This is a genomic window from Haloferax sp. Atlit-10N (genome assembly GCF_003586325.1).
Taxonomy (GTDB): domain Archaea; phylum Halobacteriota; class Halobacteria; order Halobacteriales; family Haloferacaceae; genus Haloferax; species Haloferax prahovense.
In genome coordinates this window covers 276,318-289,997 of record NZ_PSYX01000004.1, presented here as the reverse complement: position 1 = coordinate 289,997, position 13,680 = coordinate 276,318, and the positions used below count along the sequence as shown (strand labels likewise).

General features: G+C 67.9%; 16 protein-coding genes. 6 read left to right on the top strand and 10 right to left on the bottom strand.

From position 1 onward, the window contains the following. Positions 1–1,566 carry a 2-oxo acid dehydrogenase subunit E2 gene (locus C5B91_RS14625; RefSeq protein ID WP_115819902.1) on the top strand — a complete coding sequence of 522 codons (1,566 nt, stop codon included), beginning with the start codon at positions 1–3 and terminating at the stop codon, positions 1,564–1,566. Continuing rightward, a complete protein-coding gene (gene lpdA, locus C5B91_RS14620; RefSeq protein WP_008090874.1) occupies positions 1,566–2,993 on the top strand; it encodes a dihydrolipoyl dehydrogenase in 1,428 nt (475 codons plus the stop codon). The genes C5B91_RS14625 and lpdA overlap by 1 nt, the downstream gene beginning before the upstream one ends. Positions 2,994–3,020: 27 nt before the next feature. Here the strand turns inward: lpdA and C5B91_RS14615 are convergent, their stop codons facing one another. Next, positions 3,021–3,212, bottom strand: coding sequence for a hypothetical protein (locus tag C5B91_RS14615; protein ID WP_115819901.1), 192 nt, complete (start codon positions 3,210–3,212; stop codon positions 3,021–3,023). A gap of 51 nt (positions 3,213–3,263) precedes the next feature. Further along, a complete protein-coding gene (gene serB, locus C5B91_RS14610; RefSeq protein ID WP_008090876.1) occupies positions 3,264–3,911 on the bottom strand; it encodes a phosphoserine phosphatase SerB in 648 nt (215 codons plus the stop codon). A gap of 144 nt (positions 3,912–4,055) precedes the next feature. On the opposite strand from serB, the gene C5B91_RS14605 reads away from it, so the two are divergent. Next, complete coding sequence (locus tag C5B91_RS14605) at positions 4,056–4,493, top strand: hypothetical protein (protein WP_008090877.1); 438 nt, start codon at positions 4,056–4,058, stop codon at positions 4,491–4,493. 30 nt (positions 4,494–4,523) lie between these two features. Here C5B91_RS14605 and C5B91_RS14600 read toward each other — a convergent pair whose 3' ends face one another. Then, positions 4,524–5,189, bottom strand: coding sequence for a hypothetical protein (locus C5B91_RS14600; RefSeq protein ID WP_008090878.1), 666 nt, complete (start codon positions 5,187–5,189; stop codon positions 4,524–4,526). A gap of 139 nt (positions 5,190–5,328) precedes the next feature. Here C5B91_RS14600 and serA point away from each other — a divergent pair, with 139 nt between their 5' ends. Continuing rightward, complete coding sequence (serA, locus tag C5B91_RS14595) at positions 5,329–6,906, top strand: phosphoglycerate dehydrogenase (protein WP_049967890.1); 1,578 nt, start codon at positions 5,329–5,331, stop codon at positions 6,904–6,906. 39 nt (positions 6,907–6,945) lie between these two features. On the opposite strand, the gene C5B91_RS14590 is transcribed toward serA, so the two are convergent. From C5B91_RS14590 to C5B91_RS14565, 6 genes are all read right to left on the bottom strand, one after another. Continuing rightward, the gene (locus tag C5B91_RS14590) at positions 6,946–7,404 is read right to left on the bottom strand and encodes a hypothetical protein (RefSeq protein ID WP_115819900.1); all 459 of its coding nucleotides are present in this window, start codon (positions 7,402–7,404) and stop codon (positions 6,946–6,948) included. A gap of 135 nt (positions 7,405–7,539) precedes the next feature. Next, entirely contained in the window at positions 7,540–8,799 is a 1,260-nt protein-coding gene (gene thrC / locus C5B91_RS14585) for a threonine synthase (protein ID WP_115819899.1), read from the bottom strand. 96 nt (positions 8,800–8,895) lie between these two features. After that, positions 8,896–9,267, bottom strand: a complete 372-nt coding sequence (locus C5B91_RS14580; protein ID WP_004044838.1) for a helix-turn-helix domain-containing protein — start codon at positions 9,265–9,267, stop codon at positions 8,896–8,898. Positions 9,268–9,345: 78 nt separating this feature from the next. Continuing rightward, positions 9,346–9,585 (bottom strand): hypothetical protein, encoded by a 240-nt coding sequence (locus C5B91_RS14575; RefSeq protein ID WP_004974161.1) that lies wholly within the window; start codon positions 9,583–9,585, stop codon positions 9,346–9,348. 99 nt (positions 9,586–9,684) lie between these two features. Further along, positions 9,685–10,377 (bottom strand): DUF5828 family protein, encoded by a 693-nt coding sequence (locus C5B91_RS14570; RefSeq protein ID WP_008090882.1) that lies wholly within the window; start codon positions 10,375–10,377, stop codon positions 9,685–9,687. Positions 10,378–10,450: 73 nt separating this feature from the next. After that, positions 10,451–10,660 (bottom strand): hypothetical protein, encoded by a 210-nt coding sequence (locus tag C5B91_RS14565; protein ID WP_008090883.1) that lies wholly within the window; start codon positions 10,658–10,660, stop codon positions 10,451–10,453. Positions 10,661–10,748: 88 nt separating this feature from the next. Between C5B91_RS14565 and C5B91_RS14560 the strand changes: the two genes are divergently transcribed. Further along, positions 10,749–11,129 carry a cupin domain-containing protein gene (locus C5B91_RS14560; RefSeq protein WP_008090884.1) on the top strand — a complete coding sequence of 127 codons (381 nt, stop codon included), beginning with the start codon at positions 10,749–10,751 and terminating at the stop codon, positions 11,127–11,129. Continuing rightward, positions 11,126–11,779 carry a hypothetical protein gene (locus tag C5B91_RS14555; protein WP_008090885.1) on the top strand — a complete coding sequence of 218 codons (654 nt, stop codon included), beginning with the start codon at positions 11,126–11,128 and terminating at the stop codon, positions 11,777–11,779. The genes C5B91_RS14560 and C5B91_RS14555 overlap by 4 nt, the downstream gene beginning before the upstream one ends. Before the next feature lie 30 nt (positions 11,780–11,809). On the opposite strand, the gene C5B91_RS14550 is transcribed toward C5B91_RS14555, so the two are convergent. Further along, the gene (locus C5B91_RS14550) at positions 11,810–13,627 is read right to left on the bottom strand and encodes a carbon starvation protein A (RefSeq protein WP_008090886.1); all 1,818 of its coding nucleotides are present in this window, start codon (positions 13,625–13,627) and stop codon (positions 11,810–11,812) included. Positions 13,628–13,680 lie beyond the last annotated feature (53 nt).

Below are 13,680 nucleotides of genomic sequence, written 5' to 3'. Positions count from 1 at the left end.
ATGGCGCTCAAGGAATTCAAACTCCCCGACGTCGGCGAAGGCGTCGCGGAAGGCGAACTCGTAACGTGGCACGTCGCGCCGGGCGACGAGGTGACAGAAGACCAGGTGCTCGCGGAGGTCGAGACGGACAAGGCGCTCGTCGACGTGCCCTCGCCGTTCAACGGGACGGTTGAGGAACTCCTCGCCGAGGAGGGCGAGGTCGTCCCCGTCGGCAACGTCATCATCACCATCCGGGTGGGTGGCGACGACGAGGCCGACGAGACAGCCGACGCGGATGCCGAGGAGACGGCCGAGAGCGACGACGCGCAGGCGTCCGACGACGCCGGCGACGACGACGACTCCGGTTCCGGCGGACGCGTGTTCGCCCCGCCGAGCGTCCGACGACTCGCCCGCGAACTCGGCGTCAGTCTCGAATCCGTCGACGGCAGCGGCCCGAGCGGCCGCGTGACCGAAGGCGACGTTCGCGCCGCCGCGGAAGACGACGGCGACGAGGACGAATCCAGCGGCCCGCGGACCGTCCAGAGCAACGGGAAGTCCGCGACCGCGAAGCGCGACGAGGGAACGTCGAGCGCGTCCACATCCGCGTCGGCCGAGAGCGCCGACCGAGAACAGACGCTCGCCGCGCCCGCGACCCGCGCGCTGGCCAAGGAGGAGGGCGTTGACATCAACGCCGTCCCCGCGACCGAGATGCGCGACGGCGAGGCGTTCGTCTCGCCCGAGGCCGTCCAAGAGTACGCCCAAGCCCAGCGCGAGGCGCAGGCCGCGGACGCCGAAGCGGTGGCCGCCGAGCCCGACGCCGGAACCGCGACCGCCGAGGCGACGAGCGAGCCGGAACCGGCCGAGAGCGCCGAAGCCGACACCGGTCCCGGTGCCGGCGAGCGCGTCCCCTACAAGGGCGTCCGCAAGGCCATCGGCGACCAGATGCAGCGCTCGAAGTACACCGCGCCGCACGTCACCCACCACGACGAGGTGGACGTGACCGAACTCGTCGAACTGCGCGAACAGCTCAAACCGGTCGCCGAGGAGCGCGGCTCGCGGCTGACCTACATGCCGTTCGTGATGAAGGCCGTCATCGCGGCGCTGAAGGACTTCCCGTATCTCAACTCGCAGCTCGACGAGGAGAACGAGGAAATCGTCCTGCGCGACGAGTACAACATCGGCGTCGCGGCCGCGACCGACGCCGGCCTGCTCGTCCCCGTCGTCCACGACGCGGACCGCAAGGGCATGCTCGAACTCGCCGACGAGATGAACGAGAAGGTCGAGAAGGCCCGCAACCGCAAGATTTCGCCCGGCGAGATGCGCGGCGGCACCTTCACCATCACCAACATCGGCGGCATCGGCGGCGAGTACGCGACGCCCATCATCAACTACCCCGAGGTGGCGATTCTCGCGCTCGGAGCCATCAAAGACAAGCCGCGGGTCGTCGACGGTGAGGTCGTGCCGCGAAAAGTCCTCACCCTCTCGCTGTCGTTCGACCACCGCATCGTCGACGGCGCGCAGGGCGCTCGCTTCACGAACCGCGTGAAAGAACTGCTCGAAGACCCCAAGCTGTTGGTGTTAGAATAATGGTCGTCGGAGACATCGCGACCGGAACCGACCTGCTCGTCATCGGCGCGGGACCGGGCGGCTACGTCGCCGCCATCCGCGCCGCACAGAAGGGAATCGACACGACACTCGTCGAGAAGGACGCCTACGGAGGCACCTGCCTCAACTACGGCTGTATCCCCTCGAAGGCGCTCATCACGGGCGCGAACCTCGCTCACGAGGCGGGCCACGCGGAGGAGATGGGCATCCACGCCGACCCCGTCGTCGACATGTCGCAACTGCGCGACTGGAAGAGCGGCGTCGTGGACCAGCTCACCGGCGGCGTCGAGAAGCTCTGTAAGGCGAACGGCGTCAACCTCGTCGAGGGAACCGCCCGCTTCAAAGACGAGAACGCCGTCCGCATCGCCCACGGCGGCGAGGGACAGGGCTCGGAGACCATCGAGTTCGAGCACTGCATCATCGCCACCGGCTCGCGCGTCATCCAGATTCCCGGTTTCGACTTCGGCGACGAGCCGGTGTGGTCGTCGCGCGACGCCCTCGAGGCCGACACCGTCCCGGAGCGACTGGTCGTCGTCGGCGGCGGCTACATCGGGATGGAGCTGTCCACGACGTTCGCCAAGCTCGGCGCGGACGTGACCGTCGTCGAGATGCTCGACGACATCCTGCCGGGCTACGAGTCCGACGTGGCCCGCGTCGTCCGCAAGCGCGCCGAGGACCTCGGCATCGACATGCACTTCGGCGAGGGAGCAAGCGGCTGGCGCGAGGAGGACGACGGCATCATGGTGACCACCGAGACCGAAGACGGCGAGGAAAACGAGTACCGCGCCGACAAGGTGCTCGTCGCCGTCGGGCGCTCGCCCGTCACCGACACGATGGACATCGAGAGCGCCGGTCTCGAGGCCGACGACCGCGGCTTCCTCTCGGTCGACGACCGCCGCCGAACCGACGTGGAGCACATCTACGCCGTCGGCGACGTGGTCGAGGACACGCCGATGCTCGCGCACGTCGCCTCGAAGGAGGGCATCGTCGCCGCCGAGCACATCGCCGGCGAGCCGGTCGCCTTCGACAGTCAGGCCGTCCCCGCGGCGGTGTTCACCGACCCCGAAATCGGCACGGTCGGCATGACCGAAGCCGACGCCGAGGAGGCCGGCTTTTCACCCGTCGTCGGCCAGATGCCGTTCCGGGCGTCCGGCCGCGCGCTGACGACGAACCACGCCGACGGCTTCGTCCGCATCGTCGCCGACGAGGAGTCCGGCTTCGTCCTCGGGGCGCAAATCGTCGGCCCCGAGGCCTCGGAGCTAATCGCCGAACTGGCGTTCGCCATCGAGATGGGCGCGACGCTCGAAGACGTGGCGTCGACCATCCACACCCACCCGACGCTCGCGGAAGCGGTCATGGAGGCCGCCGAGAACGCGCTCGGGCAGGCGATTCACACGCTGAATCGGTAAGCGCCGCAGAACCGGACCGGTCTTTTTTCACCCGTCGTCGAACCACCACAGCGCCAGCATCGTCCCCACGACTGCCACGGCCGCGGGAATCGACTCGTCGACGCCGAATGTGCGGACGTCGAAGAGGACGACGCCCTCGAAAAGGGCGGCGAGCGCGAGGGCCACGAAGACGAACCCCGCCACCCAGATTTCGGGTGTGTTGACGTCGCTGATTGACATGCGCGGTGCTACGGGCCGGAATATGATAAGTGTTAGCAGGCCACAAATAGACTACTCGTCGGCGTCGAGAATCCCGTGGCTCTCGAAGAGCTTTCCGAGTCGGTCCATGGAGGCGACGACGGCGTCGCAGGCCGGGCGGACCGCGTCCTTGGGGACGAAGCCGACCGAGAGGCCGGCCACTTCGAGCATCGGGAGGTCGTTCGCGCCGTCGCCGACCGCGACGGTGCGGTCCATCGGGACGTCGTGTTCGGCGGCGTGGTTCTCAAGCGCCGTGTCCTTCGTGCCCTCGATGAGCGACCCCTCCACGTCGCCGGTGAGTCGGCCGCCCTTCACGGGCAGGCGGTTCGAGACGATGTCGTCGACCTCGACGCCCTCCTTTTCCAGCGCGCGCTCGACGCCGCGTTCGAACCCGCCGGTGAAGATGGCGACGTGGTGGCCGTAGTCGCGGAGGCGCTGGATGAGGTCGGCCGCGCCGGGGCGGAGTTCGACCTCGCCGTAGGCTTCCTCTGCGAGTTCCTCTTCGAGGCCTTCGAGGAGGCGGGCGCGCGACCGGAGGCTCTCCGCGTAGCTCATCTCGTCGTTCATGGCTCGTTCGGTGATGTCGGCCATCTCGTCGGCCGTGCCGTTCTTTTTGCCGAGGAGAACCGTCATCTCGGAGTCCGAGAGCGTGCCGTCGAAGTCGAAGGCGATGATGCGCATATCTGCCCGTCGTCGCCGCGGGGTTTCAAAGCTTCCGCGTCGGCAGTTATCGGGTGAGGGAGACAGCGACCGAGTCGGCCGCCGGAGGAAAGCAGCGTCGCGCCGCGCACAGCTATTTACCGGTCGTCTCCCTGACAAGCACGTATGGACGACCTCCACGACGCCGAACACGAGCGGCTCAGCGATGTCGAAGCCGACCTCGCCGACGACTTCGGCGAGGAAGGCGACACCCCGCTCCGACAGTTCGTCCGGGGTCTGCGCGACCTCGACGAGGCCGACGTGCGCGCGGTCGGGCAGTACGACGGCGAGTCGTTCGAGCTGCTCTACCTCCGCGACGACATCGAAGCGGCGCTCGAACCGGACGCGCGCACCGAGCGCGTGAAGACGCTCGTGCTGAAGGCGCTCGGCGAACCCGTCAACGAACCCGAACTCGACGACTACGGCGAGTTGAACGCCGTCATTAGGTGGTTCGACGAGGTCGTCGTCGCCATCTACCCGCACGACGAGTGGTCGGGGGCCATCGCGACGTTCGACCGGGCGAACTCGCCGCTGGTCGACCTCGCGTCGAAGCACCTGTCGTGAGAACGTTCTCGGGGCGGCCGCGACGCCCGCTCAGAGTCGAAGCGGCGTCCACGACCGCGGGCCGTCGTCGAGTCCGCGGACCCGGAACTCCGGGTCGCCGTCGGTGTCTCGCGTCTCGACGAACCCGTCGAACGGCTGCTTGAGAAGCGCGAGTTCGCGCTCGTCGACGAAGCCGGTGTCGAGCGTGAAGACGCCCGAAAAGCCCGCCGCCGAGATGCGACCCGTGATGACGTGAAGGAACTGAAACAGCCGCTTGAGGTCGACGTACATCACGAGCGTCGAGAGGACGTGGAGGCCGACGCGGGCCGCCCGACTCGCCTCGTAGTGCTGTCGGAGCGACTCCGTCAGGTGGATGCCGATGCCGGTCAGGTCGCCGGGGCTGGAGACGTACCGGAGGTTCCCCGCGTCGGCGCGGTCGCCGAGGAGGTCGGCGACGCTCGTCGTGTCGATGACCTCGAACTGCTCCGGGGGCGAGCCGCTGATGTGCGACAGTTCCTGTGCGATGCTCGGGGCGGGCTTCTTGGTCGTCACGACGACCGTCCCCACGTCGTCGCGCTCGCCGGGCGCGAGCATCGAGAGCATGAGCCGTCGCTTCCGCGTCATCGTCGGACCGGCGATGAGCACGGACCCGGTGTCCGGAAGCGACACCTCGGGCGGTTGCGTCGCCGGCGAAGCGTTCTCGGGACGGAAGACCATCTACAGAATCTATCGGACTCGCCGAGATAATACTAGTGGGCGAGAACGTCGGGCGACCCGAACCGTGCGAGACAGTCTCAATGTCACGATATCGGCCGTTGTGACAACCCTTAACCCGCACGGGTCTGACCCTACGCGCATGAAGGTACTCGTCACGGACCCGATCGCCGACGCGGGTCTGGACCGGTTACGCGAGGCCGGTTACGAGGTAGAGACCGCGTACGATGTCGAAGGTGACGCGCTGCTCGAAGCCGTCTCCGACGCGAACGGGCTCATCGTCCGCTCCGGAACGCAGGTGACCGCCGAGGTGTTCGAGGCGGCACCCGACCTCGTCATCGTCGGACGCGCCGGCATCGGCGTCGACAACATCGACATCGACGCCGCGACTCAACACGGCGTCATCGTCGCCAACGCGCCCGAGGGGAACGTCCGCGCCGCCGCCGAACACACGGTGGCGATGGGCTTCGCCGCCGCGCGCTCGATTCCGCAGGCCCACGCCCGCCTGAAAGACGGCGAGTGGGCCAAGTCCGACTACCTCGGCAACGAGGTCAACGGCAAGACCCTCGGCGTCGTCGGCCTCGGTCGCGTCGGCCAAGAGGTCGCAAAGAAGTTCTCGTCGCTCGGGATGGACATCGTCGCCTACGACCCCTACATCGGCGAGGAGCGCGCCGACCAGCTCGGTGCCGAACTCGTCGAGTTCGATGCCTGTCTCTCCCGCGCCGACTTCCTCACCGTCCACACGCCGCTGACCCCCGAGACGGAGGGGCTCATCTCCACCGACGAACTCGAAACGATGGGGAGCGGCTACCTCGTCAACTGCGCCCGCGGCGGCGTCGTCGACGAGGCCGCCCTCGCCGAGGCCGTCGACGCCGGCGTCATCGACGGGGCCGCGGTCGACGTGTTCGCCGACGAGCCGGTCTCGCCCGACAACCCGCTTCTCTCCGTCGACGACGTGGTCGTCACGCCGCACCTCGGCGCGTCCACCTCGGCCGCACAGGAGAACGTCGCCGTCTCGACGGCCGACCAAATCGTCGCCGCGTTCCGCGACGAGCCGGTCATCAACGCGCTCAACGCGCCCTCGGTCGACGAGAGCGCCTTCCCGCGCATCCAGCCGTACATCGGCCTCGCCGAGACCGCCGGCAAAATCGCCGCCCAACTGCTCGACGGCCGCCTCAACGAGGTCGAGGTCACCTACACCGGCGACATCGCCGCAGAGGACGTCGAACTCGTCACGGCCTCCGCGCTGAAGGGCGTCTTCGCGCCGCTCGAATGGCAGGTCAACGCCGTCAACGCCCCGCAGGTCGCCAAGGAACGTGGCATCGAGGTCGTCGAGTCGAAGTCCCGCCAGTCGGACGACTTCCAGAGCCTCGTGACCGTCACCGTCCGCAACGGCGACGAGGAGATGACCGTCTCCGGGACGCTGTTCACCGGCGAGGACCCGCGCATCGTCCGCATCAACGGCTACCGCCTCGACGCCATCCCGCACGGCCAGATGCTCGTCGCCCGCAACTACGACAAGCCGGGCGTCATCGGCTTCATCGGGACCGTCCTCGGCGAGAACGACGTGAACATCGCCGGGATGTTCAACGCCCGCCGCGCGAAGGCCGGCGGCGAGGCGCTGACCGTCTACAACCTCGACGACGACGTACCCGAAAGCGTCCGCGAGAAGCTCCTCGCCGACGACCGCATCATCGACGTGGACCTCATCACGCTCTGAAGCGGACGAACCGCACCTCTTTCTGAAAGAAAAGCCGGACTACCGTCGGCCGAACGCCGACGCGACCCGGTCGACCACGCGGTCGGCGACCGCCCGGACCGCGGCGACCGCGTTCGATTCCGAGCCCGAGCGACGGGACCGGTCGGTCCGCCGACCCGAGCGGCCGTGCGTCTGCTGCCGACCACGGCCCCGGCTCTCGGCTAACAGTCGTTCGTAGCGGTCGATTATCTCCTGTCGGTCCGCGTCGGCGCTGTCGAGGCGGGCGTTGAGTCGGGCGTTCGCGCGACGGAGCGCCTCGTTCTCGCGCTGGAGAGCGTCTCGACCCCGGGTGTCGCCCGCGGGTGACTGGCGGTGACCACGGGGTGACGCGGACGTGGACGCGGGTGCGGACGAGGCCGCGGCGGTGGACGACCCTCGCTCGGGCTCGTCCGGCGGGTACGTTCTCGACCCGGCCCCGTCCCGACTGACGGTTCCGGTCGGCATACTGCTGAGCGACATCGTGTGCCACGACGTACCACAGAATGAAAAGGATGCGTCAGACGCGCACCCGACGCGCGTCATCGTCCGCGGTCAGACGGCTCCGCCCGCCGATATTCGCGACCGTCGGCGACGGTCGGACCGAACCGGTCGCGCCTACTCGGCGAGGTGTTCGAGGACCGCTTCGGTGTCGTTCGGGACGGGTTCGGGGTCGTCGCCCGCCTCGAACGCCGCGTCGGGGTCCTTCAGCAGGTGGCCCGTCGTGAGACAGACGACCCGCTCGTCCGCGTCGACGACGCCCTCGGCGCGGAGCTTTCGGAGGCCGGCGACGGAGGCGGCGGAGGCGGGTTCGACGCCGACGCCCTCGGCTGCGAGGTCCCGCTGCGCCTCGGTGATTTCCTCGTCGGAGACGGCGACGGCCATGCCGTCCGTCTCGCGGATGCCGGGGAGCGCCTTCGGCGCGTTGACCGGGTTGCCGATGCGGATGGCGGTCGCACGCGTCTCGACGTCGTCCCAGCGGCGGGTTTCGTCCCAGCCGTTCTCGATAGCTTCGACCATCGGGGCCGCACCCTCGGCCTGCACGCCGGTCAGTTTCGGCACGTCGTCGACGTCGAGCGCGCCCGACTGGACGAGTTCGCGGAACGCCTTGTAGAGCGCGGAGGTGTTGCCCGCGTTGCCGACGGGGAGGACGATGCGGTCCGGGTAGGTGCCGTAGTCCTCGTGGAACTCCTCTAAGATTTCGAGGCCGATGGTCTTCTGGCCCTCCAAGCGGAAGGGGTTCAGCGAGTTGAGGAGGTACGCCTCGCCGCGGGCGGCGAGGTCCTGTACGATGTCGAGACAGGAGTCGAAGTTCCCGTCGACTTCGAGGATGCGCGCGTCGTGGAGCGACGCCTGCGCGATTTTCCCGGCGGCGACCTTGCCGGCGGGGAGGAGCACGAGCGTTTCCATCCCGCCGCGCGCGCCGTAGGCGGCGAGCGCGGCCGAGGTGTTCCCGGTCGACGCGCACGCGAGGCGGCCGACGCCGAGTTCCTTCGCCACGCGGACGCCGACGGTCATGCCGCGGTCCTTGAACGAGCCGGTGGGGTTCATTCCCTCGTGTTTGACGCGGAGGGTCTCGACGCCGACGTCGGCTTCGAGGCGGGGGACTTCGTGCAGCGGCGTCGCGCCCTCGGGGAGCGAGACGCCCTCTTCGAAGGGGAGCGCGGCGTTGTAGCGCCAGACGCCGCGGCCCTCGAAGTCGTCCCACGTCGGCGGGGACGCATAGCGCACTTCGAGGAGGCCGTCGCAGTCGTCGCAGGTGTACCGAACGTCCTCGAACGGCGCGAACTGCGCGCCGCACGCGATACATTCGAGCCAGGTGCCGTCGTCGGCGACGGATGGCTCCTCGGGGGCGGGTGCCGTGAGTTCGAGGCTCATTGCTCGGGCGGTGGCACCAGAGGGACAAAAGCGGGCGGGTTTGGGCGGCACCTGCCGGGCGACGACCTCGTCGGGAACGCGGTCGGTCGGGGAGGGCTACGACTCGCCGAAGGCGTCGATGCGGGCGTGCACGTCTTCGGCCCACTCGTCGAGCGCGGCGTGCATCATCTCCTTGGCCTCGGGGAGCGGGGTCGCCGTGTACTGGTAGACGTAGCCGCCGGGGTCGAGCAGGCGGCGCTTGCGCTCGGTGAGCCCCTTGTCGAGGAGCGTCGTCAGCGAGCGGTTGACGTTGCTCCGGTCGCGGTCGAGCACCTCCGCGAGTTCGGCGACGGTGCTGCCGGGGTTGTCGAGTAGTGCGAGATACGTCCGGCTCTCGTGGCTCTGGATGCCGAAGACGCACGCGAGGACCTGTCCGAAGTTCGGGTCCTCGGTCTCCATCAGTTCGCCCATGTCCGGTGCGTCGGCCATGCACACCTGTTCGCCGTGCGCCGGATTAAACCCTCACCTACAGGCGAGCGAGCGGTCGTCCCGGACGGGACGGCGCGGCTACTCCGATTTCGCGTACCCCATCTTCAGCACGCAGTCCCGCATGCCGTCTTCGTCGTCGTGTTTGTGGAGCGTCGTCGGCGTGTCGCAGTAGAAGACCGTCCCGTCGTGTCGGAGCGTCACCTCGTGGATACCGCCGAGCATCTCCGCCTGGACGACGACGCGGCGGCCCTCGCGGAGCGCGTCGAGGATTTCGTCTGCGGTCAGTTCGCCGGACTCGACTCGAAGCGGCTCGGGCATACCGGAGGGTCGCGGGCGAACGGTATCAGTATTGTCGATGACGGCGGACGCCGACGACGGCGACCACGCTCGACGAGTCGAGTCAGCGCGAGACGCGCGTCAGTTCGTCGTGGACTTGGACCGCTGTTCGTCGTCCGTCACCGGAACCTCCACGCCCTCGACGACCTCCGCGACCTCGGTCTCTTTCGGCGTGTCGATGTGCCAGCGGTCGATTTCGTCCTCGAAGTCCCGCAGCGTCTCCGACACCATCGACTTCAGTTCGTCGTCGTTGACGTTCACCTCGAAGACGAACCGCTCGTCGCCGGAGCCGCGACCGACCTGCTGGATGTTCGCGCTCACGAGTTCGTTGTCGAAGTAGTACGGTGCCAACTGGGTCATCACGTTGCGGTAGACCGTGTCCTCGACCTTCCGCAGCGCCTTCCGGCCGGCGGAGTCTGCCGCGCGGGCGACGTAGTTGATGGAGTCCTGCCACGACTCGACGGCCCCCTCGTTGTCGCCCTCCTCGACACGCTCGTAGGACCGAGAGAGCTTCTCGCCCGCCGTCTTGAGGTCGTCGTTGGGCGTCTTGCCCGCCTTCTCGCCCTCGCCCTCGCCGACGCTGGCCTGCTGGGCCGTCTTCTCGTTGACGTCCTCGCCGAGGCGCTCGTGGGACTTCGGTCGCCACTCGTCCCAGTCGTCGAAGGCGGCGCCGTCGACGTCGGCGTCGCGGAGCGCTCGGGTGATTCGCTCCCCGTGTTCGACGACCTCGTCCCAGGTGCCGCGGCGCTTGAACCCGGAGATGCTCTCTTCCATTGTCGTTGACGGGTGTACGTGCCAGACGGTATAAACTCTACGAGGGGACAGGTTCGCACACGCATGGGAACGCCTAGCGGTCGCGGTAGACGAACCGCTCGGCGGCCGCGTCGAGGCGGGCCGACACCCGACCGAGCCACGCCGCCGGCGACGCGAGTCGGAGCGCCGACTCGTCGAGTTCGATTCGGTCGTCACCGAGCGGGTCGCGGTCCTCGCTCGCGGTTGCGTCCACGACGGTGGTCATCGAACACCGACCGCAGGCCTCGCGGGACGAGTCTGTCATGCGCCGCGGTTCGAAACCTTCACGAATAAACCTTGGTTTTCGGACGGGTCGCGACGGGCTTATAGGGTCGAACGTGTTGCTCCGTCTCATGGGATATCGCATCGTGGACGCAACCGCCGTCGAACCCGCCGACGACCGCCCGTGCGAACTCCGCCGCATCGGCGGCGAGGGCGGCTTGGAGACCGTCGCGCTCAACCGCTTCCGGGCCGCCCCCGGCGAGCAGGTGCCGCTTTCGTACCACTACCACACCGAACAGGAAGAGGCGTTCTACGTCCTCTCGGGCACGCTGTTCGTCGAGACGCCCGACGAGACGTTCGAAGTCGGCGCTGACGGCCTGTTCGTCGCCGACCCGAAGAGCCCCCACCGGGCGTACAACCCCGAAGAAGCCGACGAGCCGGTCGAACTGCTCGCGCTCGGCTCGCCGGCCGTGTCGGGCGACGCGGTGGTCTACGACCCCGACGAGGAATGAAGCGCGTCGAGCCCGAGGACGCCGAGGGAGCCGGAACGTCGGGGAAGTCGACCGAGGCTAACGCGTCGGCTCCGGGTCCGGCCCTCGACCGCCCCGAGTGGGACGACGAGTACCTCGACCGGGTCGCCGAACGGCTCATGTACAACTACGACTTGGAGCGGGAGTACGCCGTCCGCGGCGAGCGGTTCGACCTGTTCGGCTCGATGCGCATGGAGAGCCAAAAGCAGTTCCTCCACCAGTCTATCAACTACGCCAACCACCACGCGATGGAGTACATGTTCGCGCGGCGAGTCGAGTCGGCGACGGTCGCCGAACTCGAACGGCTCGTCGAACTGGGCCACGCGCTCGCCGACGAGTGGATAGAACCCGACGAGAAGCACTACGGGACGGACTTCACCTTCGTGCTCGTCGCCGACGCGGTGTCGGACGAGGTCCGGTCGTTCGTTTCCGACTTCGCGGACCGGACGCTCCTGAAGTTCGGCTACTACGGTCACTACGAGGTGAACCTCGCCGTCGTCGCGCCGACCGACGAGGACGCCGTCGCCAGCCGGAACGCCGACTCGGTCGCCGCGTTCACGCTCTGGAGCGACGGCTCGCCGGCCGTCTCCGACGGGCTGTTGCGTCGGCTCCTCGGGAAGCTTCGTCGATAAGAGAAAACGGAGTAGTCGAACGGCCGCGCGTCAGTCGTCGCTCGGCTGCGGACGACCGCCGCCACCGCCGCCCGAGCTCCGGGCGTCTTTGATGTTGTCGTAACCGATTTTCGCCAGCGACAGCGCGAGGTAGACGAGCACCAGCGCGAGGACGATTTGGACGACTGCCGACACCATCGCGAAGGTGCCCGCCGAGGCCATCCACTCGGCGTTCAGGAACTTCGCGTAGAGGTTGTCGTGGAACGCGAGCCAGAGCAGACCCAGCGACGTGATAGTCGTCATGAGGGCCATCGGCAGACCCGTGCTGAGGAGCTGCTTGGAGTCGTCCCAGTTAGCCAGCCAGACGGTCGCGGTCAGGAGCGCCAGCGCGGCGAGCAACTGGTTCGCGCCACCGAACAGCTGCCAGAGCGTCAACCACGAGCCGCTCGTGATGAGGATGTACGCCGGCAGCGACTGCACGAACGCGTTGCCGTAGCGGTTGGTCGCGAACTCCTCGACCGGCGTCTCGGGCGTCCCGACGATTTCCTCCATCATGTAGCGACCGAGTCGAACCGCGGTGTCGGTCGACGTGAGGAGGAAGCTGACCAGCACGAGGGCCATGAACGGCCCGCCGAAGGAAGTCGGGATGCCGAAGCTCGACAGGATGACGCCGCCACCCGCGGCGAACGTCGGCAGCGCGAGGCCGATACCGCCGCCCACGTCGGGCGCGATGATAGCGACCGTCGCCAGCGCGACGGTGGCGAGGAGTCCCTCACCGAGCATGCCGCCGTAGCCGATGACGCGCGCGTCGGACTCCTTGTTCAGTTGTTTCGAGGTCGTGCCCGACGAGACGAGCGAGTGGAACCCGCTGATGGTCCCACAGGCGATGGTGATGAACAGAAGCGGGAACAGCGGCGCGCCGGAGCGCCCGATGAACCCGTAGTACGGTTCGAGGTTCGTCACGAGCGGCTGGGTCGGGTTCGTGAAGAACGTGCCCACGACGATAGCGACGAGCGCGCCGCCGACGCCCGCGTACAGCAGGAACGACGAGAGGTAGTCGCGCGGTTGCAGGAGCACCCAGACCGGGAGGGCGCTGGCGATGGCCCCGTAGACGAGGATGAGCGGCACCCACGCCGCGGTGTTCCCGTTGAACGAACTCGCACCGGGGAGCCACGCGCCGGAGCCGGAGAACAGGACGAACGTCTCGGCGGGCGCTCGGGCCGCGGGTTCGAACAGCGCAATCGGGAACTGAATCCCCGCGTAGACGCCGACGAACATCGCCACGACGAAGACGGCCGTCCCGAGCAGGAACGGGAGGTTCAGTTGGTAGAGGTAGACGCCGAACAGCACCGCGAGGACGATGTACACCAGACTCGCCGTGGCGGCCTCCGGATAGGCGTTGAACACGATGGCCACCACGAGGGCGAACACCGCGACGACGAGGACGATGGTGAGAAACGCGAACCACAACAGCATGTTCTTGCCGCGCTCGCCGACGTACTCGCCGATGATGTAGCCGATGGACTTCCCGTCGTGTCGCAGACTGCTCGACAGCGACACGAAGTCGTGAACGCTCCCGAGAAGCGGGTTGCCGATGGCGATCCACGCGAGCGCCGGGAGCCAGCCCCACACCACGCCCGCCGTAATCGGCCCGACAATCGGCGCGCCGCCTGCGATGCTCGAATAGTGATGCCCCAGTAACACCGGCTTTTTCGCCGGAACGTATTCTTGGCCGTCTTCGTACTTGTGCGCTGGCGTCTCACGACTGTCGTCGAGCTCGACGAACTGCGCGAGATATCGGGAGTAACCGAGATACCCGACGGTAAACAACGCGAGTACCGTGACGACCAACCAAATGACTTGTACCATGGTACGCTGCCCCACTCGGTGACACGAAAATGCCCACCTTAACGTTAACGATA